Source organism: Victivallis vadensis (assembly GCF_003096415.1).
Taxonomy (GTDB): Bacteria; Verrucomicrobiota; Lentisphaeria; order Victivallales; family Victivallaceae; genus Victivallis; species Victivallis vadensis.
Window position 1 is genome coordinate 51,224 of record NZ_QEKH01000001.1, and the last position, 23,505, is coordinate 74,728.

At 60.5% G+C, this 23,505-nt stretch carries 18 protein-coding genes; 5 read left to right on the forward strand and 13 right to left on the reverse strand.

The features are described 5' to 3' along the window. The first annotated feature begins 148 nt into the window (after positions 1 to 148). Positions 149 to 1,396, forward strand: a complete 1,248-nt coding sequence (locus C8D82_RS00275) for an L-rhamnose isomerase (RefSeq protein WP_116882257.1) — start codon at positions 149 to 151, stop codon at positions 1,394 to 1,396. A 67-nt stretch (positions 1,397 to 1,463) separates the two neighbouring features. Here the strand turns inward: C8D82_RS00275 and C8D82_RS00280 are convergent, their stop codons facing one another. The 3 genes from C8D82_RS00280 to C8D82_RS00290 all read right to left on the reverse strand — a co-directional run bounded on the left by C8D82_RS00280 (position 1,464) and on the right by C8D82_RS00290 (position 7,788). Beyond that, positions 1,464 to 3,551, reverse strand: a complete 2,088-nt coding sequence (locus C8D82_RS00280; RefSeq protein WP_116882258.1) for a glycoside hydrolase family 3 C-terminal domain-containing protein — start codon at positions 3,549 to 3,551, stop codon at positions 1,464 to 1,466. A gap of 133 nt (positions 3,552 to 3,684) precedes the next feature. Next, positions 3,685 to 4,761 (reverse strand): glycoside hydrolase family 172 protein, encoded by a 1,077-nt coding sequence (locus C8D82_RS00285; RefSeq protein WP_116882259.1) that lies wholly within the window; start codon positions 4,759 to 4,761, stop codon positions 3,685 to 3,687. Between the two features lie 390 nt (positions 4,762 to 5,151). Continuing rightward, positions 5,152 to 7,788, reverse strand: a complete 2,637-nt coding sequence (locus C8D82_RS00290) for a glycoside hydrolase domain-containing protein (RefSeq protein WP_116882260.1) — start codon at positions 7,786 to 7,788, stop codon at positions 5,152 to 5,154. A gap of 257 nt (positions 7,789 to 8,045) precedes the next feature. Here C8D82_RS00290 and C8D82_RS00295 point away from each other — a divergent pair, with 257 nt between their 5' ends. Further along, positions 8,046 to 9,902 carry a glycoside hydrolase family 127 protein gene (locus C8D82_RS00295; RefSeq protein WP_116882261.1) on the forward strand — a complete coding sequence of 619 codons (1,857 nt, stop codon included), beginning with the start codon at positions 8,046 to 8,048 and terminating at the stop codon, positions 9,900 to 9,902. Between the two features lie 38 nt (positions 9,903 to 9,940). On the opposite strand, the gene C8D82_RS00300 is transcribed toward C8D82_RS00295, so the two are convergent. From C8D82_RS00300 to C8D82_RS00330, 7 genes are read right to left on the reverse strand one after another with little or no spacing between them, the layout of a single operon-like run. After that, entirely contained in the window at positions 9,941 to 10,501 is a 561-nt protein-coding gene (locus tag C8D82_RS00300) for a helix-turn-helix domain-containing protein (protein WP_116882262.1), read from the reverse strand. 5 nt (positions 10,502 to 10,506) lie between these two features. Continuing rightward, positions 10,507 to 11,778 carry a sn-glycerol-1-phosphate dehydrogenase gene (locus C8D82_RS00305; protein ID WP_116882263.1) on the reverse strand — a complete coding sequence of 424 codons (1,272 nt, stop codon included), beginning with the start codon at positions 11,776 to 11,778 and terminating at the stop codon, positions 10,507 to 10,509. Between the two features lie 3 nt (positions 11,779 to 11,781). After that, entirely contained in the window at positions 11,782 to 12,534 is a 753-nt protein-coding gene (locus tag C8D82_RS00310) for a glycerophosphodiester phosphodiesterase (RefSeq protein ID WP_116882264.1), read from the reverse strand. Between the two features lie 13 nt (positions 12,535 to 12,547). Further along, a complete protein-coding gene (locus tag C8D82_RS00315; RefSeq protein WP_116882265.1) occupies positions 12,548 to 12,913 on the reverse strand; it encodes a DUF1667 domain-containing protein in 366 nt (121 codons plus the stop codon). A gap of 4 nt (positions 12,914 to 12,917) precedes the next feature. Further along, positions 12,918 to 14,180: an NAD(P)/FAD-dependent oxidoreductase gene (locus tag C8D82_RS00320; protein ID WP_116882266.1), complete on the reverse strand. Its 1,263-nt coding sequence runs from the start codon at positions 14,178 to 14,180 to the stop codon at positions 12,918 to 12,920. 16 nt (positions 14,181 to 14,196) lie between these two features. Further along, a complete protein-coding gene (locus C8D82_RS00325; RefSeq protein WP_116882267.1) occupies positions 14,197 to 15,648 on the reverse strand; it encodes an NAD(P)/FAD-dependent oxidoreductase in 1,452 nt (483 codons plus the stop codon). Between the two features lie 13 nt (positions 15,649 to 15,661). After that, complete coding sequence (locus C8D82_RS00330; protein WP_116882268.1) at positions 15,662 to 16,456, reverse strand: HAD-IIA family hydrolase; 795 nt, start codon at positions 16,454 to 16,456, stop codon at positions 15,662 to 15,664. Between the two features lie 223 nt (positions 16,457 to 16,679). Here C8D82_RS00330 and C8D82_RS00335 point away from each other — a divergent pair, with 223 nt between their 5' ends. Then, positions 16,680 to 17,339, forward strand: a complete 660-nt coding sequence (locus tag C8D82_RS00335; RefSeq protein WP_116882269.1) for a nucleoside 2-deoxyribosyltransferase — start codon at positions 16,680 to 16,682, stop codon at positions 17,337 to 17,339. A 2-nt stretch (positions 17,340 to 17,341) separates the two neighbouring features. On the opposite strand, the gene C8D82_RS00340 is transcribed toward C8D82_RS00335, so the two are convergent. The 3 genes from C8D82_RS00340 to C8D82_RS00350 form a co-directional block, all read right to left on the reverse strand. Beyond that, positions 17,342 to 19,510: a DNA polymerase domain-containing protein gene (locus tag C8D82_RS00340; RefSeq protein ID WP_116882270.1), complete on the reverse strand. Its 2,169-nt coding sequence runs from the start codon at positions 19,508 to 19,510 to the stop codon at positions 17,342 to 17,344. Between the two features lie 60 nt (positions 19,511 to 19,570). After that, the gene (locus tag C8D82_RS00345) at positions 19,571 to 21,049 is read right to left on the reverse strand and encodes an MATE family efflux transporter (protein ID WP_116882271.1); all 1,479 of its coding nucleotides are present in this window, start codon (positions 21,047 to 21,049) and stop codon (positions 19,571 to 19,573) included. A 146-nt stretch (positions 21,050 to 21,195) separates the two neighbouring features. Next, positions 21,196 to 21,489 (reverse strand): YkgJ family cysteine cluster protein, encoded by a 294-nt coding sequence (locus C8D82_RS00350; protein ID WP_116882272.1) that lies wholly within the window; start codon positions 21,487 to 21,489, stop codon positions 21,196 to 21,198. Between the two features lie 179 nt (positions 21,490 to 21,668). Here C8D82_RS00350 and C8D82_RS00355 point away from each other — a divergent pair, with 179 nt between their 5' ends. Continuing rightward, a complete protein-coding gene (locus C8D82_RS00355) occupies positions 21,669 to 22,739 on the forward strand; it encodes a LacI family DNA-binding transcriptional regulator (RefSeq protein ID WP_116882273.1) in 1,071 nt (356 codons plus the stop codon). 1 nt (position 22,740) lies between these two features. After that, the gene (locus tag C8D82_RS00360; RefSeq protein ID WP_116882274.1) at positions 22,741 to 23,493 is read left to right on the forward strand and encodes a type II secretion system protein; all 753 of its coding nucleotides are present in this window, start codon (positions 22,741 to 22,743) and stop codon (positions 23,491 to 23,493) included. Positions 23,494 to 23,505: the final 12 nt, after the last annotated feature.

A 23,505-nucleotide genomic window follows, 5' to 3' on the forward strand; every position in this document is an offset into this window, starting at 1 on the left:
ACGGCTGATCCATAAAACTTATCCGCATCCGTCAAAGCAATCAAAATTCCGGTCTTTTTCCAATTTTTGCTTGTATTATTCCATAACAATGCTTATATTTAAAATTAAACTCTCATGATATAGGATTAACAGAGAAGGGAAAACGAGTATGGCTTCCATGTTTGACTCCGCAAAGCAGGTGTACGGGGAACTCGGCGTCGACGTCGAGGCGGCATTCAAGCGGTTGGATCAGATCGCGGTCAGCCTGCACTGCTGGCAGGGCGACGACGTCGCCGGTTTCGAGAACAGCGGCGCGCTGGACGGCGGCATTCAGGTGACCGGCAACTATCCGGGCCGGGCCCGCAACGCGGAAGAACTCCGCAGCGACATCGATGAAGTCCTGTCGCTGATTCCGGGCAAAAAGCGGCTCAATCTGCACGCGCTCTACGCCGAACCCGGCAAGGAGAAGGTCAGCCGCGACGAAATCCGGCCCGAACACTTCGCCAACTGGATCGCCTGGGCGAAAAAGAATAACGTCGGCCTGGACTTCAACCCCTCTTTCTTCTCCCACCCGATGATGAAGGACGGCTTCACGCTGAGCAGCCCCGATGCGGAAGTGCGCAAATTCTGGATCCGCCACGGCATCGCCTGCCGGAAGATCGCCGAAGCCTTCGGCCGGGAACTCGGCGACACCTGCATCACCAACTTCTGGGTGCCGGACGGGTATAAGGATATTCCGTTCGACCGTCTCGCCCCCCGCGAGCGGCTGCGCGACTCCCTCGATGAAATCTTCGCGGTCGAAATCGATCAGAACTGCAACCGCGACGCGGTCGAAAGCAAGCTCTTCGGCATCGGCGCGGAGAGCTGCACCGTCGGTTCCCATGAATTCTACATGGGCTATGCAGCCAGGAATAAAAAGCTGCTCTGCCTCGATGCGGGCCACTTCCACCCGACCGAAGTGATCTCCGACAAGCTCACCAGCTGCCTGATGTTCGTCGACGAGGTGCTGCTGCACGTGAGCCGCGGCGTCCGCTGGGACAGCGACCACGTGGTCATCATGAATGAAGAACTCAAGGCGATCGCCGAGGAGGTGATCCGCCACAACTACGACAAGCGCGTCCATATCGGCCTTGATTACTTCGATGCGTCGATCAACCGGATCATGGCGTGGACCATCGGTGCGCGCAATATGTCCAAGGCGCTGCTGATGGCGCTGGTCGAACCCGCCAAGCAGCTCCGCGATGCGGAGAACAGCGGCGACTTCTCCACCCGCCTCGCGCTGATGGAGGAGATCAAGACCCTGCCCTTCGCCCCGATTTGGAACGAATACTGCGAACGCCACAATGTTCCGGTCGGCACTGCCTGGATCGAGGAGGTCAAACGCTACGAAAAGAGCGTCCTCGCCAAGCGCGCCTGACCTCAGTTCCGCTGACCGATACCGCCGCCCTGTATCTGAACATCGAGACAGGGCGGCGATTTTTCTATCAAATCAGTTCGATTTCAGTCGTTGCCGCGCTCCTTCTGGAGTCGTGGCCGACCTCAATCCGCCACGCGCCGGGCAGCAGTTTGCGTTCGCCGTCGTCGAAGGTCAGCAAAAAGGATTCCGGCTTGACCTCCAGCCCCACTTGGCGCGTTTCGCCGGGTTTCAGCGAGATGCGTTTCACCGCCGCCAGCTGTTTTTGCGGCGCCCGGGTCGGCGGATTCAACGCCGCGACATAAAGTTGCACCACCGTCTCACCGGCGCGCTTTCCGGTATTTTCAACGCCGACCGCAACCTTCAACGGTTCGCCGGCGGCGATCCTGCCCGGAACGGAAAGGCCGGAATACCTGAACTCCGTGTAGCTCAAGCCGAAACCGAAGGGATGCAGTACTTCTCCGCCGAAAAAGCGGTAGGTGCGCCCCGCCATCGCGTAATCTTCAAAGGGAGGCAGGTCATCCGCACTCCGGTAGAAGGTCACCGGGAGTCTGCCCGACGGGTTCACCCGGCCGGACAACACCTCCGCCAGCGCCGTGCCGCCCTCCGCTCCCGGATAGAAGCACTGCACCACTCCGGCCGCCGACTCCTCGGGAAGCGCCAGCGCACTGCCCGACACCGCGACCAGAATCACCGGCTTGCCCACCGCCGCAACCTTTTCAAGCAGCAGCTTCTGCAAACCGGGCAATTCCAGGCTCACCTTATCCCCGGCCGCTTCGGAGTTGAATGCATCTCCGGCTTCGCCTTCGATCAGCGGATTCAACCCCAGACACAGAATTGCGACATCGGCCCGCTCCGCTGCACTGACCGCCTCCGCGATCCGGTCGTATTCCTCGGCGCACCCTTCCGTTTTGCGCGCAACCGGCTCGCAGCCGCGCGCATAGATCACCCGGCAATCGCCGCCGGCCGCATCCAGAATTCCTTCCAGCAATGTGACCGTGCGGGTCGGTGTACCGAAGTAATTTCCCATCAGCACTTCACGCGAATCCGCATTCGGGCCGATCACCGCGACCGACTTCAGCTTGGCGAAATCCAGCGGCAGAATATTTCCGTCATTTTTCAGCAGTACAATGCTTCTGCGCGCCGCATCGAGCGCCAGCGCCCGGTGTTCCGGGCACTCGATCACATCGCACGGCGGCACGTCGCGCGGCGGATCGAAAAGCCCCAGCCGGAACTTCACGCGCAACTGGTTCCGCAACGCCCGGTCAAGGTCTGCCTCCGCGATCAGGCCGCGTTCATACGCCTCGCGCACTCCGGCCGCCCAGTCGGTCACCACATCCACGCCGCTTCCCAGTTCTTCCGCAATCGCAGCGGGATAATCTGCGCAATGTTTATGATCGCGCACCAGCGCCTCGCCGGCCCCGGCGTCGGTGACCACCGCGCCGTCGAATCCCCACTCATCCCGCAGAATTTCATTCAGCAGCCGGGAATTCACGCTGCACGGCGTGCCGTTGACCGCGTTGTAGGCGCTCATCACCGATTGCGCCCCGGCTTTCACGCACTGATGGAACGCGGGCAGATAGGTCTCGCGCAAATCCTTCTCACTGACGCGGGAATCGAAACCCAGCCGCGTCTTTTCCGGCCCGGAGTGAACCGCGAAGTGCTTCGGCGTGGCCGCCGCTTTCAGGTGTTCCGGGTCATCGCCCTGCACGCCGCGCACATAGGCGGCCCCCATCTCGCCGGTCAGCCACGGGCATTCGCCGTAGGTTTCCTGCCCCCTGCCCCAGCGCGGATCACGGAAGATGTTCACATTCGGCGACCAGTAGGTCAGCCCCTTGTAGGTGCCGTAGTCGCCATACCGCGCCGATTCGAAATGGCGGGCGCGCCCCTCTTTCGCAATCACTTCGCCCATGCGCTCCACCAGCTCCGGCGTGAACGTCGCGGCCATCGCGATCGCCTGCGGAAACACCGTCGCCGTACCGCTGCGGGCTAACCCGTGCAGCGCCTCGTTCCACCACACATACGGCGGTATGCCGAGACGCGGCACACCCTCATTGCGGTAATTGATGAATCCGAGCTTCTCGTCAACGGTCAATGCCGACAGCAACGCATCAATCCGCTCCTCCAGCGGCAGTGCAACATTCCTGAACTTTTCCATAACTCCATCCGGCTCCCTGAAAATGGTTGTTTTCCGTTACAATCATAAAAATGCAGCCGCAAACGGCAAATGTTAACTTGAAATTCAGCCTATTTCACCAATCCTTCCACAAGCGGCGGAACTCAACGGCGGTTCAGATGACTTCAAGACTGTCTTTATCCGGGAGTGGATACGCCTTGTGCGCCGGCTTATCCATATACCAGAATGCGACCGAAGCGATATCGTCCTGCAGCGGCAGATAGCGGCCGCCGGAACGCCAGCCGAGCGCCTGGATCGTGACCCGGAGCCGCTTTTGAAAACGGACCGGATCCGTCAGGTGCCAGCGGTAGAGACCGAATCGCTGCTGCGACTGGTAGACGCCGTCGGGACGGATCACCTGCGGCATGCCGGAGTACGGAGTCGCAAACTCCTGATATTGATGGGTCTGCTGGTTCTCGAAGTTATAGGAGCCGCAGAAGTAATCCTCCGTCCCCGTACCGCAGATGGTGGGGAAATCCGTGTCGTCGTCGAGGTAGAATTTGATCTCCCCCTCCCCCCACCAGCCGCAGTTGTTGACGCCCCACGCCATATAGGTCCCGACGTAGTGGCCGAAGCCTTCGACGCCGTCGAGGATCGTATGGACCTCCTTGTACGGCAGCGGATTGGAGCGGCGGAACCGGGCGTGGAAATATCCGGCGTCCTCCGGCACGCAGCCGAGCGCATAGTTGATCTGGTAGTAGGCGCGCATCTCTTCGCCGGAGATGTTCTCCAGCGTGATCCGGGCGCGCTTGCGGAACGGCATCTCCCAGTAGCAGTTGAAGGCGCTGCCGGGATTCACGCAGACCGGCAGACTGGCGAACACGGCGGTTCTGCCCCAGCCGTTGCAGAAGAAGTCACCTGCCGGACATTCGATCGCCGGAGTCTCCGCGTTATCCCAGTAAAACCGCAGGATCAGGAAGCGCCAGTTGCCGGTCAGCGTCATCCAGATCTGCTGGATCACCCCTTCCCCCTCGATATCGGCCAGCGTGAAAGTGGTTCCGGCCGGAATCGCCACGCTCGGCGAAACCTTCCAGCCCACGCCCAGTTCGCGGGCGCAATCCGCGCCGGTTCCTTCGGCGGCGCGTCCGCCGTTGCCCGGCGCGCCGGTGAAGTTCTCGGGACTGATCGAGCGGCTCAGCGCGCCGGAGAGACGCGACACGGCATTCCAGGAGGCGGATGCGAAATTGTTCATGAATTCACCTTGTGGTTATGGTTTCGGAATTAAAATCCCAATAATCCGGCGGCGGCCAAGGATTTCATCCCTATATCGCACACTTTCAATTATACCGACTTCCGAACCGGAAGTCAAGCCGTGTTTCAAAAAAACGTCTTTTTATCTCCTTCATATACGGCGTGGTCGGCGTCTATTCCCGGCAAATTCCGGAACTTCGCGGAATATATCGGCCTCTCCGAAAGCGAAGGCGGCAAGCGGATGCACAAACCGCTGCGCTGTCCGGCAGCGGAATTGCGGCCGGACAATGTCCACAACGGCGATAACCAGACCAATCTCGATACCGGCCGCATCGGATCACGCCCGCTCCCCGGCGTTTTTTTCCGGAAAGCGGGCGTAAAAGCATGCCGCTCAATTCTTCCGGCCGGCGGCCAGTTTTTCGAGATCGGCGAGAAATTCGCGCCGAACTTCCATGAAACGCTGTGGATCGGTTTCAAAATTGACCATGTCCCGGCCGAGCCGTCCGGTATACCGGCGCGGGTCGCCGCCGAGCTTTTCATACAGTTTGAATGCGTCGAAATCCTCGGCCGTCTCCCGCAACTGCTCCCAGCGCATCGAACTGGTGATCTCGGTTGTATAGGGATCGAAGTAGACCAGATACCCTTCCCCCGGCCCGTATCCGTCGACGAACGCATCCTGATACGGATTGCTCCTCTTATCCCACGACCACGCCCATGACCACTGGTTGAAACCCTCGCAGCCGAGGTTGTAGAGGATCGCGCCCATGGTGCGGGTGCAGAGCAGCGAGCGGTCGAGATAGCTGGAGAAATTGTTGTACACGATCGCCCTGCGTCCGGCGGCGGTCGCGTTCCGGATCGCCGCATCCATCCCTTCGTTGGCGGTCCAGGCGGGAACCACGATGTCCACATCCGGATATCCTTCGATCAGTCCGGTATGGGTCAGGGTGTTCATGTAAACCAGCTCCGGCGCGATCTTCTGCAGGTGTTTGTACACGTGCCTGCCGTTGGCGAACATCACCGGGTCCGGTTCGTCGCGGTAGATGAACTGGAACTGCCCGATCCACCCCTTTTCGGTCAGGTGCCGGACCAGGTTGCGCAGGACCTTGACCGCGAATGCGTTGAATTCCGGGTCATCGAAATTCCAGTAGCGTTTGCGCAGGTCCTGAATCCTGCCGAAGGGATTGTATTTCACCTTGCCGTCGCGGCCGTACAGCGGCGCATCCAGCGGAATATCGGCGGACATCACACGCCAGTTGCCCTTGCCGTACACCTTGTCCAGCATCTCCGGGAAACGGTCGAAGGTCGAATAGTCGATCTCCACGCCCCCCTTGCCGTCATCGGTGATCCGGATATTGTTGCGGATCTCCCACAGCGGCGGGTCCCCGAAATTATAGGCGCGGTGCTCTTTCATATTGCGCAGCACCTTTTCAAACAACGTCCAGTAACGCGGGTCCCGGAATCCCGGCTGTTCGGCAAAACCGGCCAGATTCGCCAGCAGCCGGGCGGAACCCCAGGTGCCGAGGCGGAAAATCGGAACTTCCGGCAGCGCGACATCGTAGACGCGCATCTCCACTTCCAGCGGCTGTACGCCGAACATGGTCTGCACTTCGACGCGGCCGCGGTAAAGGCCGGGCTTCGCGCCGGCGGGCACCCGGACCGTCAGCCAGACCGGCTGCGAGCGGCCCGGCTCCAGCATCGTCGTATCATCATTCGAGAGCATATCGGGGAAAGTTGCGGGGGCCGGACGCAGCAGCGGGCTTTTCGGATTGCGGTAAAAGCCGACGGTGTTCTGCGAGGCGTAGATTTCCTTTACGAAATTCGCGGTCAGTTCCGTCAGTTTCGCCGCCGGATCGTTTTCATGCGCCAGCGCATTGAGTTTGAGCCGGACCGGCCCCCGGTAATCCAGCGAACTGATCACGAACTGCCCCGGCTCATATTCGTTGCGGCAGGCGTCCAGCCGGATTCTGTTCACCGGCTCGCCGTCGGGAAGGAGCCGGTCGCTGAAGATATTGTCCAGCGCAGTGGCCCCCCATACCAGCGGCAGCCGGACTTCCGCGGTGCGATTGCCCCAGAATGAAGTCCGCACCGACGTCTTGCCGAGCCGGCGCAGCCGCTCTTTGTCCAGTTCATTGCGCAGCGTCCTGGCCTCCGCCGCCAGCGAATCGAGCTGCCGCGTCGACTGCTCCAGCTCCGCGCCGCGCGCCGCCGGCGGGACCGCCGCCAGGCGGGAGGCGAGAGCCCGGTACTTTTCGCTCAGCCTGCCGGAGAGCTGCTCCCGCTGGGCGGCGGCGGGCGCGAGCGTCCTGAGGATCATGCCGCGCCGGAACTCCAGCTCCGGGTTGTTCTGCGGAGCCTTGACCAGCCGCCGGAACTCCTGCCTGATCCGGTCGGCTTCCAGTACGACGTTGTAGATTTTCACATCGTCGATCACGCCGTGGAAACCGCCGAGTTCCCTGCCGCTCAGGGAACCGATCGCCAGCTCCGCGCCGGCGTTCAGCCTGACCGGCTTCTCCAGACTGGTGCTGCGGACCAGTTCGCCGTCCATATACTCCCTGACTTCACGCCCCCGGAGCACCAGCGCGCCGAGGTGCCACAGCCCGTCTGACCAGCCGCTTGAAGCCTCGTTCGGCGGCAGGACGGAAAAAAGCCGGTTGTTGTCGATTCCGAACCGCCACCCCTCCCCGCTCTCCGGGTTTTCGGCGCTCGCGACGGTCCGCAAGCCCAGCGGATGTGTTGATTTGAACCAGACCAGCAGCGTCATCCCCTTTTCTTCATCCAGCTCCGGCATCGGTCCGCAAAAGACCGAATTGGTCGCGCCGTCCAGCAGGATTCCGCTGCCGTCCAACGCCGGCGCCCACGCGACCGGCCCCCGGAACCTCCCCTCCCCCGCCGCTCCGGCCCGGTTGCGCACAACCGTACCGGCCCCCTCGTTCAGGTCGTAATGCACGACCGGCGCGGCCGAACCGGCCGCCAGTGAATATGACATCAGGACAGCCGCCGCTTTCCACAGGAACTTTCGATGAACCATTTCACACCTCACAATAATCCGGATTGATCTTTTGAAATTTTCCCTTGCCTGATATTATACCATATTTTTCCCCGCCGCGGAATGCCCGAAAACATGTTTTTTGTATCTTTTCGTGTGTTTTTCGCTGTCCATCCAGTCGCCATAACCGTTCTATTGTCGGAATTGTCTCTCTTTTCTGACGACTCGTCCTCTTTCACTTTTCCTCTTTCCCGGGGTATAATATAGGCAGAACCAAACCAAGCGAAAGGAGTTTCATCATGAAAAACTGCCGCTCTCTGCCGGTCGGCTCCGTCAGGCTGGCCGACCCGTTTCTGGCCCATCGGGTCGAAGCCGATTACCGCGTCACGATCCCGACTTCCATCGACAAATGCCGGGAGACCGGGCGCATCGACTCCTTCCGGCTCAACTGGAAGCCGGGAATGCCGAACCGTCCCCACATCTTCTGGGATTCCGATTTCGCGAAAGTGATCGAGGGCATGTGCTACGCCGTCGCCCTGCACCCGGAAGACCACCGGATGGCCGCCGAACTCGACGGCTATATCGACCTGATCGTCTCCGCCCAGCAGCCAGACGGCTATCTCAACACCTACTTCACCCAGGTCGCCCCGGCGGAACGCTGGAAAAACATCTTCGACTGGCACGAGCTCTATTGCGCCGGTCACCTGATCGAAGCCGCCGTCGCCCATTACGAGGCGACCGGCAGCCGCAAATTCCTCGACGCGATGTGCCGCTGCGCCGACTACATCGGCACAGTCTTCGGCCCGGAAGCCGACCGGATGCACGGTTATCCCGGTCATGAGGAGCTTGAGCTCGCGCTGTGCAAGCTCGCCGACGCGACCGGCAACGACGCCTATTTCCGGCTTGCGAAATACTTCGTCGACGAACGCGGCAAATCCCCGAATTTCTTTCAGCAGGAGGACCCGGGGCGCAACGAGGGGCAGCTGAAAAACCGCCAGGCGCACAAACCGGTCCGGGAACAGCGCGACGCGGACGGCCACTCGGTGCGCGCCCTCTACCTCTACGCGGGCATGGCCGACGTGGCCGAACGCAGCAACGACGTGGAACTGCTCGATGCCTGCAAGGCCCTGTTCGACAGCATCGCCGAAAAGCGCATGTACATCACCGGAGGCTGCGGCTCGACCCTGATCGGCGAGGCCTTCACCGTGGACTACAACCTTCCCAACGATACCGCTTACGCCGAAAGCTGCGCTTCGATGGCGCTGGTCCAGTTCGCCAAACGGCTGCTGAACATCACCCGGCAGGGGCGTTACGCCGACGTGATGGAGCAGGCGCTCTATAACGGCGTCCTGAGCGGCATCTCATTGCAGGGCAGCGAGTTCTTCTACGCCAATCTGCTTGAAGTCAGCTCCGACACTTTCACTTACGGGCATATCCGCAAGGAGCGCCAGCCGTGGTTCGACTGCTCCTGCTGCCCGACCAGCTTCTGCCGGTTCCTGCCGCAGCTCGGCTCCTTCGCGTGGTCGGAAGCGGAAAACGAACTCCGGCTGAATATTCCGGCGGCGGGCAGCGTCAACCGGAACGGCATCGAAATCGAAGTCGGCGGCAGCTATCCCTTCGGCGGCGAAATCCCGGTCACGGTCAAGTCGGCGGGGAACTTCAGATTCGCGCTGCGGATTCCCGGCTGGTGCCGTTCCTTCCGGCTCACGCTGAACGGCGAAGCGGTTTCCGCCGCTCCCGAAAACGGCTACATCACTCTTGAGCGCAACTGGAACGCGGGCGACAAACTCGAACTCACCCTCGACATGCCGGTCGAGGTCGTGCGGGCCAATCCCGCCGTGACCGCCGACGCCGGACGCATCGCACTGATGCGCGGGCCGCTGGTCTACGCGCTCGAAAGCACCGACAACGGCCGGGTTCTCTCCCGGCTGCTGATCGATACGGAGGCGGGCTTCACCACCGCTCCGGCCCCGAACCTGCCCGACGGCGTTCTCGCGATCCGCGGCGAGGCCCGGCTCGAAAGCGACGCCTCGGAAGGGCACCTCTATTACCGCGCCGCGCCGCAACTGGAAAAGGCCGGCTTCACCGCGATTCCCTACGCCCTCTGGCAGAACCGCGGTCCTTCCGACCTGCTCGTCTGGATGCGGTGCCGGTAACCGGTCCGCTCCCGCCTCCCGGGGCTTCCGCCCCGGGATCAGTGGTAGATGACCAGAGCCGAAGCGTAATCACAGCCGGGAGCGAGACGGGCGCCGTGGGGAAGCTGGGCCTCCAGATAGACGGTATCGCCTTTGACCATGCGGCGGGAATTGTCGGCGGAGCCGATCATATAATCGACCTCCCCTTCGAGCAGCACGAAGAACTCCTGGCTGTCATGCTGCATGAGTTCGCGCTGCTTGTCGCTGCGGCGGTATTCGAGGAAAAACGGATTCATATTGCGGTCGGTTTTCTCATAGGCGAGCGCGAAGTAGCGGATGCCGTATTCCGCCCCCTGGTTGCGGTCGATGAATTCGCCTTCGTCAAGGCGGCCGAACACATATTCCGGGCTGGCGTTCTCGCTGCGGAAAAGGTCGATCATTTCGACGCCGAGCGCCGCCGCGACCAGATTCAGCGCGCGCAGCGACGCGCCGGTGCGGAAGTTTTCCAGCCGGGAGATATAACCTTTGCTCAACCCGGAACGGGCCGCAAGCTGATCGATGGTAAGCTGCTGCTGGAGGCGAAGCTCCTTGATCTTGTGGGCGACGTTGACCAGATCCATTTGAATCACTCCTTGAAGTAAGGCTCCATCCGGTCGAGCAGCAACTCGAGGATGCCTGCTTCATAAGCCAGATCAAGCACGGTGTAGCGTTTGCGAATCAACTGGGCGCGGCGGAAGCCGTCGCGGAAATCCGCCCGGGCAAGGCCGATTTCCGCCGGATGCACCGGGCATCCGGCCCGTTGGAATTGTCGTTTCATTTCATTGAACGGGATCAACTGCCGAAGTACGCGCTCTCCCATCTGCTCCCACTTCGAAGCGATCAGCGAGCGGCGTTCCAGCAGCTCATTGCCGGACAGGAATTTTTTCATCGCGATTCCGGCGGCGTCGCCGTAGACGCCGCGCGACAGCAACGCCGCGATTTCCCGTTCGCGCTCCTCCGGGCCGGACGGCGGCGATGCGACGCGGTGCAGTTCGGCGGCGGAGAGGCGAAAGGCTTCCGTCATCATCGCGGTGACGGCGAGCGTGCCGATGCCGACCTTGAAGCCGTGGGACGCCTCGATCCCCTCCATCTCCCACACGTGGCTGACCAGATGCTCCGCGCCGGAGGCGGGGCGGGAGTCGCGGTAGAGCTGCATCGCGTAACCGGTGGCGGCGAGGCCGAGAAATATCTTTTCGAGGTCTGCCGGTTCACTGAGCCGGTCACGCAATTCGGGCTGGACCATCTGCCAGACTTCGGGCCGGATCGGTTCAAGGCCGAGTGCGTCCACGATCAGCCAGTCGGCCCCGGCCGGAATCTTTGCGGCGAGGTCGGCGTAACCGGCGGCGGCCATCTCCGGCGGAGCGGCTTTCAGTACATCGGTATCAGCGGCCAGCGCCAGCGGAGCGGGACACGGGAGAGTCTGCTTGAGCCCGTCTTTGACCAGCGACGCGCCGGAACTGGTGAAGCCGTCCACCGAAGCGGCGGTCGACACGCAAAGATAGCGCCGACCCGCGACGAAAGCGGCCCGTTTCACGAGGTCGTTGACCGTGCCGCCGCCAACCGCGACCGGAACCGCATCCGGAGGCATCGCCGCAACCAGCGTATCGACATGGCGATTTTCGGCATGCAGCGGCGGCGAGGCGGGAAAAAGGTACGGTTCGGCAGGCGTCAACCCCGCCTTCCGCAACGAGTTGAACACGCCTTTCCCGGCGGCTTCCCAGGTATTGCCGTCGGCGACGATCCACGGGCGGCGGCCGGGAAAAAACTCCCGGCACAGCCCCGGCACCGCAGCCAGCGCGCCGGAATCCAGTATGAAACATTCGGTTTCAAGGCCGGGAGGCAGGGAAATCCGTCTCATTCTTCACTCCGCGAGTTCGCAGCCGAGCGCGTAGGCGCGGTTGCTGGTCAGGGAGTTGACGTTCATCGCGATCAGGCGGCGGGCCTGTTCCACGGCGTCAACCGTCCACACATTGAAGCTGTAACCGGCGGCGTGCATGGCGCTTACGTGCTCCGCCCCCACAAAATCAGGATGGATGTCCACGCCGTCCACACCGAGTTCCCGGACTTTGGCGACCAGTTCATCCGGCGTGAAACGCGCCTGAGTGTGACAATCCCACGGGCCGATCCAGTTGCAGAGCAGCCAGTAGGCGTTGTGAGCCGGAAACAGTTTCTTGACCGAAGAGATCGTCGTTTCATCGAAAGCGATGAAGGTCAACTGTTCCGGCCGCCATGGGCCGGCGGCGAAAACCGCTTTGAGCCGATCGAGGATCGGGCCGACGCTTTTAAGCTCAATAAAGATTTCGCCGTCTTCCGGCATGGTGCGCAGGACTTCGCCGAGGGTGGGAACACGGGTGAATTTCCAGGCGTCCCCTTTCCACTTCCCGGCGTCAAAACTCCTGATTTCGGCCAGCGTCAGTTCGGCCAGCGGACGGTCGACGCCACAGGTGCGCTTCGCATTGTCGTCGTGCATGCAGACCACCTCCCCGTCGCGGGTCAGGTGGAAATCCCCCTCGATGCATCTGGCGCCGCGCGCCCAGGCGAGGGTGAAGGCTTCGAGAGTGTTCTCCGGGGCGGCTTCGGATTCGCCCCGATGGGCGACCAGTTTGACGGACATGATGACGGTTCCTTTATTTTACGCAGTCACAGGAAAATATAACGTTCACTCCGGTATTTTCAATATCGGCGAGCAGGAGTTCACCGCATTTTACCGGAATTTTCACTTCCATTTGATACAGCCGGTTCAGCAGCGGCGCGATGAACCGCTTCGGCAGCGCAGCATTGGTGCGGACCGGCAGACAGGGCAGCAGCTCTGAATCACAGCGGACCACGGCGGTGACGATCCGTCGCGGATCGTGCAATTCATTCTGTGCATAGGCGACGCCGCGCGGACAGCGGTTGCCGGTAATTTTCCATTCGCCGTCTGCGGTTTCGCGGGAAGCGGACAGCCGGCAGCCGGTCGGGCAGGAGATGCAGATCAGGTGTTTTTCTTCCATTCTGTCACGCCTCCAATTCTGTTTCCAGTGAAAATACCAAATCGCCGGAGCGGTTCAGCAGCGTTCCGGGAAGCTCCACCTTGATCATTTCGGCGGGCCGGATGCCGCGCAGCCGGCGCTTCCAGACGATTTCACCGTCGAGCCGCGCGGTCAGTTGCGCCGCGTCGGCGGTGATCAGCGGCCGGAAAGAGAATACCGTATTCAGATTGCGGCTGAAATAGCCCGGCACCACATATTTCAGATTGGCTTCAACCCGGACGCGGTTGCGTTCCGGCGGAGGCGCACCGTCCAGATAACGGAGCGCCGCTTTCGCCGCCAGCGCCGCTTCCTCCGAGACGAAGTCGACGAGGTCGTGTACATGCAGCACATTGCCTCCGGCGAAAACTCCCGGCACACTGGTCTGGAAACCGGAATCCACCCGGGCGCCGCCGGTAGCCGGATTGAGTTCGACTCCGAGCTGTCTGGAAAGTTCATTTTCCGGAACCAGCCCGACAGAGAAAAGCAGCGTATCGCATTGGATGCGAAATGTTTTTGACGCGTCTGGGATGCCGTCCGCCAGCGGCGCGACATCGACGTATTCCACCCGCTTCGCCCCGCCGATGTTGGTCACCGCATGCTCGAGGTAGAGCGGAATTCCGAAGTCGTCGAGACACTGGGCGATGTTGCGGGGAAGCCCCGAGGGCTGCGGCATGATTTCAATGACCGCCTTTACCTCGATCCCGCACCAGCGGAGCCGCCGCGCCATGATCAGGCCGATGTCGCCGGAGCCGACGATCACCGCGCTGGTGCCGGGAAGCGCTCCATCCCGGTTCAGCAGCTTTTGCGCGCTTCCGGCGGTATAGATTCCCGCCGGACGGGTGCCGGGGACCGCAAGGTTGCCGCGAGTGCGTTCCCGGCAGCCCATCGCGAGAATCACCGCGCGGGCGGTGTAACGGACCACGCCCCGCTCCGCCGACAGCGCGACCAGCCCGAACCGGTTGTCCGGCAGGCGTTTTACATCGGTTACGGCGCTGCCGAGCGCAAAGACCGCACCGGCTTCTTCGGCGATCCGGGTGATGCGGGTCGCATACTCCGGCCCGGTCAGCTCCTCCTTGAAATAATTGATGCCGAAGCCGTTGTGAATGCACTGCCGCAGGATGCCGCCGGGCAGTTCCTCGCGGTCGATCACCACGGTGGAACGTCCGGCCCCGGCGGTCTCGGCGGCGGCGGCAAGTCCGGCGGCTCCGGCGCCGATCACCGCGACGTCGTATGTTTCTTCCTGAATCATAGCAAGTTGCCTCCTGTCATAACAGTACGGGCCGGTCGCCGAGGCGGCCGACGGTAAGACGGCTGACGCCGCCGTTCTTGGTCAGTTCCGAAAGCGGCAGGCCGGTTTCGCGGCTGACGATTTCCATGATCCTCGCCGAACAGAAACCGCCCTGACAGCGCCCCATTCCGGCGCGGGTGTAAAACTTGATGCCGTCGAGGGTGCGGTGCCCCTTGCGGACCGCTTCGACGATCTCCGCCTCCGAAATCTTTTCACAGCGGCAGACCAGATGGGTCCATGCCGGATTTTCCTCATGAAGCCTGTCCAGCGTTTCAAGGGATTCGTGGCGGACTTCATGGCGTCGGGGCAATTCGTAATCGTACTCGCGCTTTTCGATCAATTGGAGGCCGCCGGTTTTCAACAGGTCCTTCACGTATTCGCCGATCGCGGGGCTGGCGGTCAGGCCGGGCGACTGGATGCCGGCGACCTGCACGAATTGCGGAACCTTTTCCGAAAGAGCGATATAGAAATCTTCTCCGTCCAGCACCGGACGCAAGCCGGCAAAAGAGGTGATGATATCGCGAGGCGAAACCCCGTCTACCATCCGGCTGACCAGCGAAACGATCCGCTGCATGTGGTCGCTGCTGGTGGCGGTGTCCTCCTTGTCATCGGTCGGATCGGCGGTCGGCCCGATCATCGTGGTTCCTTCCGCGGTCGGAATCACCAACACCCCTTTGGAATGCCGGGTCGGCACCGGGAAGATCACCCGCTCCGGCCGGGCGTCGCTGCTGCGGTCAAGCAGATATTCCTCGCCCTTGCGCGGATGGATCCGGAACTCCTCGCCGCCGCAGATCCGCGAAATCCGGTCGGCATAAAGCCCGGCGGCGTTCACCACGTAACGGGCGCGGACTTCGCGGCCGTCCGCCGCGGCCAGGCGCCAGCAGCCGTCCGCGAAACTGCCGGAAACTACTTCAAAATCGCAGTTCAGATTGACGCCGTTGCGGACCGCCGATTCCACCAGGCTGAACACATAACGGTAGGGCTCAATGGTGCCGCCGCCGGGAGCGAAGAAACCGCCGACCGCCTCCTTGTTCAGTTTGGGTTCGAGCTGCATCAGCCGGGCATGACCGCACATTTCGAGGTTGCGCACGCCGTTGGCGACGCCCTGTTCATAGAGCCGCTGCACCGTCGCCATCTGTTCTTCGCTGAAGGCGACCACCAGTATCCCGTTGCGGCGGAACGGGAAACCAAGCTCGTACTGCAATTTGTCGAACATCAGGTTGCCACGGATTTCCAGCTTCGCCTTCAGTGTGTTCACCGGATGGTGAAACCCGCCGTGGATGATGCCCGAGTTGGCTTTGGAAACTCCGAAGCAGACATCGACGCACTTCTCCAGCAGCACCGTCGAAAGATTATAGTGGGCCAACTGGTACGCGGTGCTCGCGCCGGAAACTCCCGCGCCGATCACCGCAACGTCATAGATTATCATGGAACGATTCTCCTTATGCATTGAGCCACAGCTCCTTGAGTTCTCCGAGATTGCGCACGCGCATCTGCGGCGCCAACTCCGGCGGCACGTCCGACGCCGCCTCCGGCTCCGGGGTGACGTGACAGGTCAGCGCCCCTGCCCGCCGTCCGGCCGCGATATCGGTGGCGAGCCGGTCACCCACCATCAGGGTCCGTTCCACCGGAACGCCGCTGCGCGCCGCCGCCTCCTCAAGCATTCCCGGATCAGGCTTGCCGAGGACCTTGAGCTTCACTCCGGTCGCCGCCTCCAGCATCCTGGTCAGCGCCCCGCAGTCCGGCAGCCAGGTCGGGCGGTCGGTCGGGCAGAAGAGATCGGGATGGGTTGCGAAGCCCGGCACCCCCTGTTTCAGCAGCCATGCCGCCCGGCAGATTCGCGCATAAACCAGACCCCGGTCAAAGGCGACGACCACCGCGTCGGGATGCGTTTCGTCAACCGTGAAACCGGCGGCCTCGAATTCGGCGCGGATGCGGGGCATGGCCAGCAGGTAGAGCTTTCGGAATCCCGGATGATGCCGCTTCAGATAGTCGATGGTGTAATCGGTTGAAATGTAGAAGTTTTCCGCCGCCGCCGCAATTCCCATCCGGGAGAGTTTCCCGATATACTCCTCCGTGCTGAACGAGGAGTTGTTGGATAAAAAGGTATAGCCGATCCCCCGTTTCTCCAGAAAATCGAGGAACGGCGCCGTGGTCGGAAACAGCGTGTCGCCGTGATAGATCGTGCCGTCCATGTCCAGAAAGACCCGGCGGATTTGCTGCAATTGTTTCGGCATGGTTCAAATCCTGTTTTTGTTTACCTTTATGTTTACTGAATATAAACTATTAATAAAATAAGTCAAGAGCAAATTGCATAATTATTTTATTTTTTGTAAACTTTAATGAAAACAAACGGATTTTCAACTTTTTACGGCGCAGACTTGAAAGCGGGAACGCCTAAAACTATATTACCGAATACAGTGGAACAATCTAACGGCGACGACAAGGAGGAGCTGGATCATGAAAGACGCACTCAAGATTTATTTTGCAGGAGACCTTTTCAATCATAAGGACCTGACCGGAAATGCGGCGCTGGCTTCCCGGCTCACCGCCGCATCGGGAAACCGCTGGAAGGTCCTGCTGCCGCAGGACAGCGAAAGCAACTGCGCGCGTGCCGTCGAGGAGATCCGCAACCGCGACCTGGAACTGCTGTTCCAGTGCGACGTGCTGGTCGCGAATTTCGATGGTCAGGAGCTCGATTCCGGCACTGTGGCGGAGTTCATGTATGCGAAGTTCCTGGACATTCCGGCGGTGTTGCTGCGGACGGACTTCCGCAGCTGTTCCGACCAGCAGGCAGGCGGGGAACCGTGGAACCTGATGTGCTCCGGCTACCCGCGCACCCATTCTCTGATACTGCACGGCATGACCCTCTATCATGAATGCTTCAATCGCGAAGGCAGCCTGGAAGAAAAAATGGTGATGTACCACGACCGGATCGCGCGCAAGCTGATCGCCGAGCTGGAAGCCGTCATCGCCGAACCGCCGTGGCTCGGCCGCGACATTGCCGTCGACCATTACCGGCGCGCGGTGCAAAGCGCGGGGAACGGCTTGGAACGGCTTCTGACCGGCGAGGTGCTCGCCGCACTGGTCGCCGGCAAGATCAGCCGAGGAATGTTGTAAAATTACTTCTGCGGCAGGATGAAGCTCTCGAAGTTCCTGTAAAGCTCATCGAGCTTGTTCAGATAGTAGGCGGTATTCTCGTCGCGTTCTCCTTCTGGCGCGTCGGCGAGGAGTTTGGCGTTGTCCACCGCGGACACTTTTTTCTTTTCCCCGGTGATGTAGTAGGTGACCTGATCGCCCGACTGGTAATCCCGCTCCGACCGGATCGCCAGCTCGAACGCGGCGGCGCGGCGGCCGGTTCCGGCGGCGAGCTTGCGCTTGTAGGTCTCCGGCGAATCGTTCAGCGTCTCGGTTTTGGCGAGATCGGCGAGCGGGATTTTCCGGCTTTCGATCGACCGGCGTATGCGGTCGTAAGCACGTGGAATCGCGGCGCGGTCATCGCGCAGCAGCGCGTCGATCATCTCCGCCATGAACCGGCGCTGGAAAGGTTCGAGACCGCGAGATTTCAGCGCCGCCCCGGTGATGCTGACGACACCGTCCGGCGACAGCAGCGCATAGTTCTTGCTCTTGTAGGAGAACATCGCGTCGTAGACCGAATCGAGCTCCACTTCGATTCCGGCAGGCAGAATCTCCTGGATTTTCCGGCCGAACTCCGCGGGCTTTCCGACGCCGGCGGGAGGCTGGAAATAGATGCCGTCGGTATCCATCTCCAGCACCTTCGCCCCCGCGCCGGTCAGGAAGTCAAGCATCATCGTCAGGATTTCGCGGCCGCGCGCGGTGACCCGTTCGGCCATGTCGAAGTCGTTGAAGGTCCCCTGCGAGAAACCGAGATAGCCGTAAAAGGAGTTGATCGTGATCTTGAAAGTGCTCTGCAGCGCCTGAAAATATTTCTTCTTCGCCGGGTCCTCCGCGGTGCGGGCGGCGTCTTTGGCCGCGAGCCGGAAAGTGCGCAGCGCCCCCAGCAGCCGGGGAAATTCACCGAGCTCGTCGCGCGAGGGCACCCACTTTTCGGCGAGGATGATCGACGGATACAGCGAACGCACGTCGCAGTGCCAGACGTTGCGGAAGATTCCGGTCGCGTCGGCGCGGGTCAGCGCCCCCGAAAAACGGCGCGGCGCTTCCGGCAGCGGCAGGCTGTGGCGCTTGCGCAGATATTCGCAGGTCAGCAGCGCGTCGAGGCTGGTGCCGTTGCCCCGGATGATCACATTCTGGTATTTGAGCGGCAGCAGCTGCGTCTGGTAGAAATAACTCGGGCTGAGCACCGCACTCAACGCCTCGGTTTCACGCACGTCGTCGAGCGCATAGGCGAGCAGCGTGGCGTGGTCGGAATTCCACAATTCGGTGATCTTCGAGCCGTCGACATAGGTTCGCTCGTCGGAGGCGATCCTGAAGTGCTTCGCCAGATATTTGAGGTTGTAGGATTCGAGGTTGCGGTTCGCGCCGTCATAGAGCATCGCCAGATGGAGGGTGTCCACCACATGGCGGCCCCATACATCATACCGGCTGTAGTTGATGATCCGGTCCGCGATATTGAAACGGCTGCTCCGCTTTGAGAAGGTCGAACCGTCCCGCCCCAGCGCCAGCTTCACCTTGTGGCGTCTGGCGCGCGCTTCGAGGTAAGGGAGGTCAAAACGGCAGAGGTTATGACCTTCGATCACGTCCGGGTCGCGTTCGGCCAGCGTTTTCACAAAGGCCTGAATCAGCTCCTTTTCGCTCATGTCCTCCTGCGACAATACCAGCTCGAAGCCGGTGGAGTCGCGCATGGAAATAATCACGATCTCGTCGCCCTCGCGGTCGGAATTGGGGAAATCGTAGCCGGGCGTGGTCAACGTTTCGAGATCGAAGCTGAGCCGCCGCAGTTCGGAAAACTCCATGCCGCTGAACAGCCGGCTTTTCCCCTCCAGCAGCGCCTGCTGGCTGAGGTCGCGGAAAAAAGTCCAGGGGCCGTTCGGCGTCTTTTTCAGGTACTTCTGCGCGGCTTCGTAAGTCTTGACATCCGGGAACGAAGCCATCAGTTTGAAGGTCATATCGCCGGCCAGCGGCGTCGGCGAAAAGGCCCCCTCGAACTGGCTGAGCTGCTCCGGGGAGCTTAACAGGATGAACGGCTTGAACGGTTCCTCCTCGGTCCGGAAGCCGTCGCCGTCGTGAAAGTAATAAATGGTCCGGTCGGCGGTTGTCTCGACTGCGGTGACTCCCTGCCGCCGGGTTTCGGTCAGTTGTTCAAAAAACATGGCGCTCTCCTCTTGGCTGAAATATTCCTGTAAAGGAGAATATAACAGCTTGAGAGGATTTTAGCAAACTGCCGCCTCGGATTTTTCATCGCCGTCACCTCCGGCGGCGGGCAATTCGATCACTTTGATCCGCCGCCATGCGCCGGTGCCGCGCCGCCACAGCATCAATGCCGCGTCGATGAAAATGTAGAAGGTGATCAGCATCCAGACCTCCGACACCGTCGCGTGGATCACGTAAACCAGCAGGATCGTGCCCGGAATCTGGATCAGCCACGAAGTCGCCATGCCGATCAGCAGCGGTATGCGCGTATCGCCCGCGCCGCGCAGGCTGCCCATCGTGATGAAACGGGTGCCGTCGAGCAGATTGAAGATCACCGCCCAGTGCAGAATCGAAATCACGTTGGCGGTGACCTGCTCGAAATTCATCCCAGTCGAACTGGCGTTGTGAGAACTGAACAGCCGGATCAGCAATTCCGGCGCGAAGATGTAGAAAAGCGACGCGGTCAGCATCCATACAAAGAGAAGCCGCAGCGAACGCCCCGCGATGCGGTTGGCCACATTGAGCTTGCGGCGGCCGATATACTGGCCGGTGATCACGCTGGTCGCATCCAGCAGACCGATCATCGGCATATTACCGAGCATATTGATGGTCAAAGCGATGCTGGTCGCCGCCAGCGCCTCGTCGCCGAGGTTGCCGATCATCATCACCACGATCGCGAACGCCGCGTTGCGGATAAAGGTCTGCAACCCCGCCGGAGCGCCGAAAAACACCAGTTTTTTCACGAACTCCCAGTGGAACCGCCGGTGCTCCCGGGTCGGGTATTCGCTCTGCTTCACGCAGAGGAACAGCGTAATTGCGGTGAGCATGGTAAAAAGGTTCGCGAAACTGTTGGCCAGCCCGCCGCCGAGGATACCGAGCGGCGGCAATCCGAGCTTGCCGAAGATCAGGATATAGTTGAGCGGCACGCAGACCAAGCAGCCCGCAACCTTGACCGCCGCAACCAGCATGGTTTTGCCGCGGCCGGTGAAAAACGACAGAAAGGCGGTTTCCATGCAGGTGAAACCGGCGCACGGCGCCATCGCGACGAAGTATTCGCGCTCATACTGGGCAATCCCGGCGGAGTGGCCGTTGTGCATGATGATCCAGCTTCCGCCCGCCGGAAGCGCGAACATCAGCAAGGCGGCAACCATCGCGCCGAAATAGAAACCGTTCCACGCCGCCCGCACACACCCGACCCGATCGTTCGCGCCGTGGAACTGGGCGACGATCGTCGCAGTGAAACCGGTGGTGATCAAAAAGAACGCCATCAGCGTAAAAAACATCTGGCCGGCGGGCATCGCCGCCGCGATCTCCTCCGGTGAATTCCATGCGAGAAATACCCGGTTGGTCAGCATCATAATGGTGTTGCTGGCGCTCAGAATCACCAACGGCCACGCGATTCGCCAGATTTCGGCATAGCCGCCCTGTACGGTAAGTTCGCTCTTCCGGAAGTAGCCGGAAAATGTTTTCAACAGACGTTCGAAGAAAAGATGAATCATAATCCAGAATTCCCGTTTTTGGACATCTACTTAATATAATGCGGAAATCCTGATATTCCAGCCAAGAAACCGAATACATTGCAAATCTTGAATATTCGGATATGCGACAGAGATTTCAAACGGATAATAGAATAAATAACGAAACCTTACAATGGATCAGCCGCTCCATTTCCTTCCGGCGTGGTCAGCCGCTCCAATTCCGTCAGGATCGCCAGAGCCTCTTCCCGGCAGGAACCGCACATTTCGGGAGTCGCCCGCAGCGAACCGCACACCGCCGGACGCTCCGGTGCCTGAAAGATTCGGCAGCGGAACTCCCGGTCCAGATTCACGCAGGGGACTCCGGCGGCCTTGCCTTCCGGCATTCCCGGAATCGGCGACGAGATCGACGGCGCGATGCAGCAGGCGCCGCACCCCGGACGGCATTCAAACGTATTTTCCATGACACAACTCCTCTTTTCAATATATCCGCCAATCCCGGATTATCCATGCCCATGTGGAAAACTTTGATGATTTTTTTCAGAAAAAAACGTTTTATCACTTGACATCCGCAATCTTTTTTGGTATAATAAAAGAGATGATAAAACGTTTGCCTAAGAGATGAATCCATCAGGAGCCATACATGCCGGGAACAGGAATCAGAACAGTCGCGGAGCTGGCGGGAGTTTCGATCGGAACCGTATCGAAGATCCTGAATCCGGGTTCCTCCGCCAATATCCGGGTTTCGGCGGAGACGCGCGAAAAGGTGCTCGCCGCCGCCGACCGGCTCGGTTACCGTCCGAGCTACGGGGCCAAGCTGCTGCGCGGCGAAAGCACGCGGACCATCGGTTTCGCGGTCACGCTGCCCGGCGACCACACCGATACTTATTTGTCCAATTACACCTTCCGGCTGCTGAACGGCATCGGGCGTGAAGCCTCCCGCCACCACTATCAGGTACTGCTGATTCAGGGGGAGGATTACCGCTACTATATGGACGTGAAGCGGATCGACGCGCTGGTGCTGATCGGTTTCCCGCTCGACAGCAATCCGCTTACCGACCAGATGCGCGGGCTTTTCGAGCACTTCAACGCCCGGAATTATCCGTATGTGGTAATCAACAACCAGCTTCCCGGCGTCACCGCCGCCGGAATCGGCGTGGACAACCGCTCCGGGATGCGGCAGGTCGCCGAACTGATCCGGCGCAAGGGGTATGAAAGCGCCGGTTTCGTCGGCGAGCTGACCCCGAATCCTCAGCGCCATCATATCGAGCGCGTCCGTTGCCTTCGTGAATTCCTCGCCGGGAGCGGCTGTACCTTCGACGATGCCCGCATCCTGAACGGTTGCGGCAACGGTGTACCCGAAGTTCCCCGCGTCGGCCGTTACAGCCATGCCGACGGACAGGCCGGACTGCGTTATCTCCTGGACAACAAGCTGTTGCCGCGCTGCATCGTCTGCGGCAACGACGACATCGCGACCGGACTGCTGAAAGCCGCCCGCGCGCAAAAGCTGCGTATCCCGGAAGAACTCGCGGTCATCGGCTTCGACGACAATGAAAACGCCGAATATCTGGAACCCGCCCTGACCACCATCCGCCAGCCGCTTGAGGAGTTCGGCCGCCTCGCGGTCAGCCACCTGCTCGATAAAATCAATGATCCCGCCCGCACCATCCAAATGACCATAGAACCCGAACTGATCGAAAGGAGCACCACATAGTATGAACCGTTTTACGTTAATAGAACTTTTAATAGTAATTGCTATCATCGCGATTCTAACTGCGATGCTTCTGCCGTCACTGAACAAGGCGCGGGAAAAGGCGCAAACCGCAACCTGCCTGTCCAATTTCAAAACCATCGGTCAAGCGACGGCCATGTATCAGGGAGACAGTGATGACTATTTTCCGAATGGCGGCAATGTCGGCAACCTGACCGCAGAACCGATTCTCGAAGGGCGCTGGTATCAGAAATTGGAACGTTATACCAACAACTTCCGGGTTTTCAACTGTCCGGCCATGGTCAAAGTTGCACCGGGGCATGAAGTCGCCAACCTCAAAGGTCAGGGGGTAGCGGGCTGGAATCCGGCTTGGGGACAGATTCCGCGCGGCCGAGCCGGAGTTGGCGCCAGCTGCTGCTCCGCGTTGAATACCAGTCAGTTCGGCAATGCCAACAGCGGAGTTCCAAATTATACGGTTCGCACCAGAAACCTGATCGACCAGATTCGGACCGTATATAAAAATCCCAGGCCGACACTCGGCAACGTGGTCTATGTCTCCGACGGCACACTCGCCGTTTACAGCACGAAATTCAATGAAAACTACTCCATATTACAATTGAAATACTTCGTTCACAACAACCAGCGCAATATCCTCTATATCGACGGCCGTGCCGCCTCCAAAGGAGTCAATGACCTGCGAGGCTGTGAAAACGATAATGCGGCCGGTCCGATGTGGCGTGTCATTTACAGTAATTGAATCAGATAAGGG

Coding starts and splice junctions, on each gene's coding strand:
- C8D82_RS00275 (WP_116882257.1), top strand. CDS start 149: ATGGCTTCCATGTTTGACTCCGCAAAGCAGGTGTACGGGGAACTCGGC.
- C8D82_RS00280 (WP_116882258.1), bottom strand. CDS start 3,551: ATGGAAAAGTTCAGGAATGTTGCACTGCCGCTGGAGGAGCGGATTGAT.
- C8D82_RS00285 (WP_116882259.1), bottom strand. CDS start 4,761: ATGAACAATTTCGCATCCGCCTCCTGGAATGCCGTGTCGCGTCTCTCC.
- C8D82_RS00290 (WP_116882260.1), bottom strand. CDS start 7,788: ATGGTTCATCGAAAGTTCCTGTGGAAAGCGGCGGCTGTCCTGATGTCA.
- C8D82_RS00295 (WP_116882261.1), top strand. CDS start 8,046: ATGAAAAACTGCCGCTCTCTGCCGGTCGGCTCCGTCAGGCTGGCCGAC.
- C8D82_RS00300 (WP_116882262.1), bottom strand. CDS start 10,501: ATGGATCTGGTCAACGTCGCCCACAAGATCAAGGAGCTTCGCCTCCAG.
- C8D82_RS00305 (WP_116882263.1), bottom strand. CDS start 11,778: ATGAGACGGATTTCCCTGCCTCCCGGCCTTGAAACCGAATGTTTCATA.
- C8D82_RS00310 (WP_116882264.1), bottom strand. CDS start 12,534: ATGTCCGTCAAACTGGTCGCCCATCGGGGCGAATCCGAAGCCGCCCCG.
- C8D82_RS00315 (WP_116882265.1), bottom strand. CDS start 12,913: ATGGAAGAAAAACACCTGATCTGCATCTCCTGCCCGACCGGCTGCCGG.
- C8D82_RS00320 (WP_116882266.1), bottom strand. CDS start 14,180: ATGATTCAGGAAGAAACATACGACGTCGCGGTGATCGGCGCCGGAGCC.
- C8D82_RS00325 (WP_116882267.1), bottom strand. CDS start 15,648: ATGATAATCTATGACGTTGCGGTGATCGGCGCGGGAGTTTCCGGCGCG.
- C8D82_RS00330 (WP_116882268.1), bottom strand. CDS start 16,456: ATGCCGAAACAATTGCAGCAAATCCGCCGGGTCTTTCTGGACATGGAC.
- C8D82_RS00335 (WP_116882269.1), top strand. CDS start 16,680: ATGAAAGACGCACTCAAGATTTATTTTGCAGGAGACCTTTTCAATCAT.
- C8D82_RS00340 (WP_116882270.1), bottom strand. CDS start 19,510: ATGTTTTTTGAACAACTGACCGAAACCCGGCGGCAGGGAGTCACCGCA.
- C8D82_RS00345 (WP_116882271.1), bottom strand. CDS start 21,049: ATGATTCATCTTTTCTTCGAACGTCTGTTGAAAACATTTTCCGGCTAC.
- C8D82_RS00350 (WP_116882272.1), bottom strand. CDS start 21,489: ATGGAAAATACGTTTGAATGCCGTCCGGGGTGCGGCGCCTGCTGCATC.
- C8D82_RS00355 (WP_116882273.1), top strand. CDS start 21,669: ATGCCGGGAACAGGAATCAGAACAGTCGCGGAGCTGGCGGGAGTTTCG.
- C8D82_RS00360 (WP_116882274.1), top strand. CDS start 22,741: ATGAACCGTTTTACGTTAATAGAACTTTTAATAGTAATTGCTATCATC.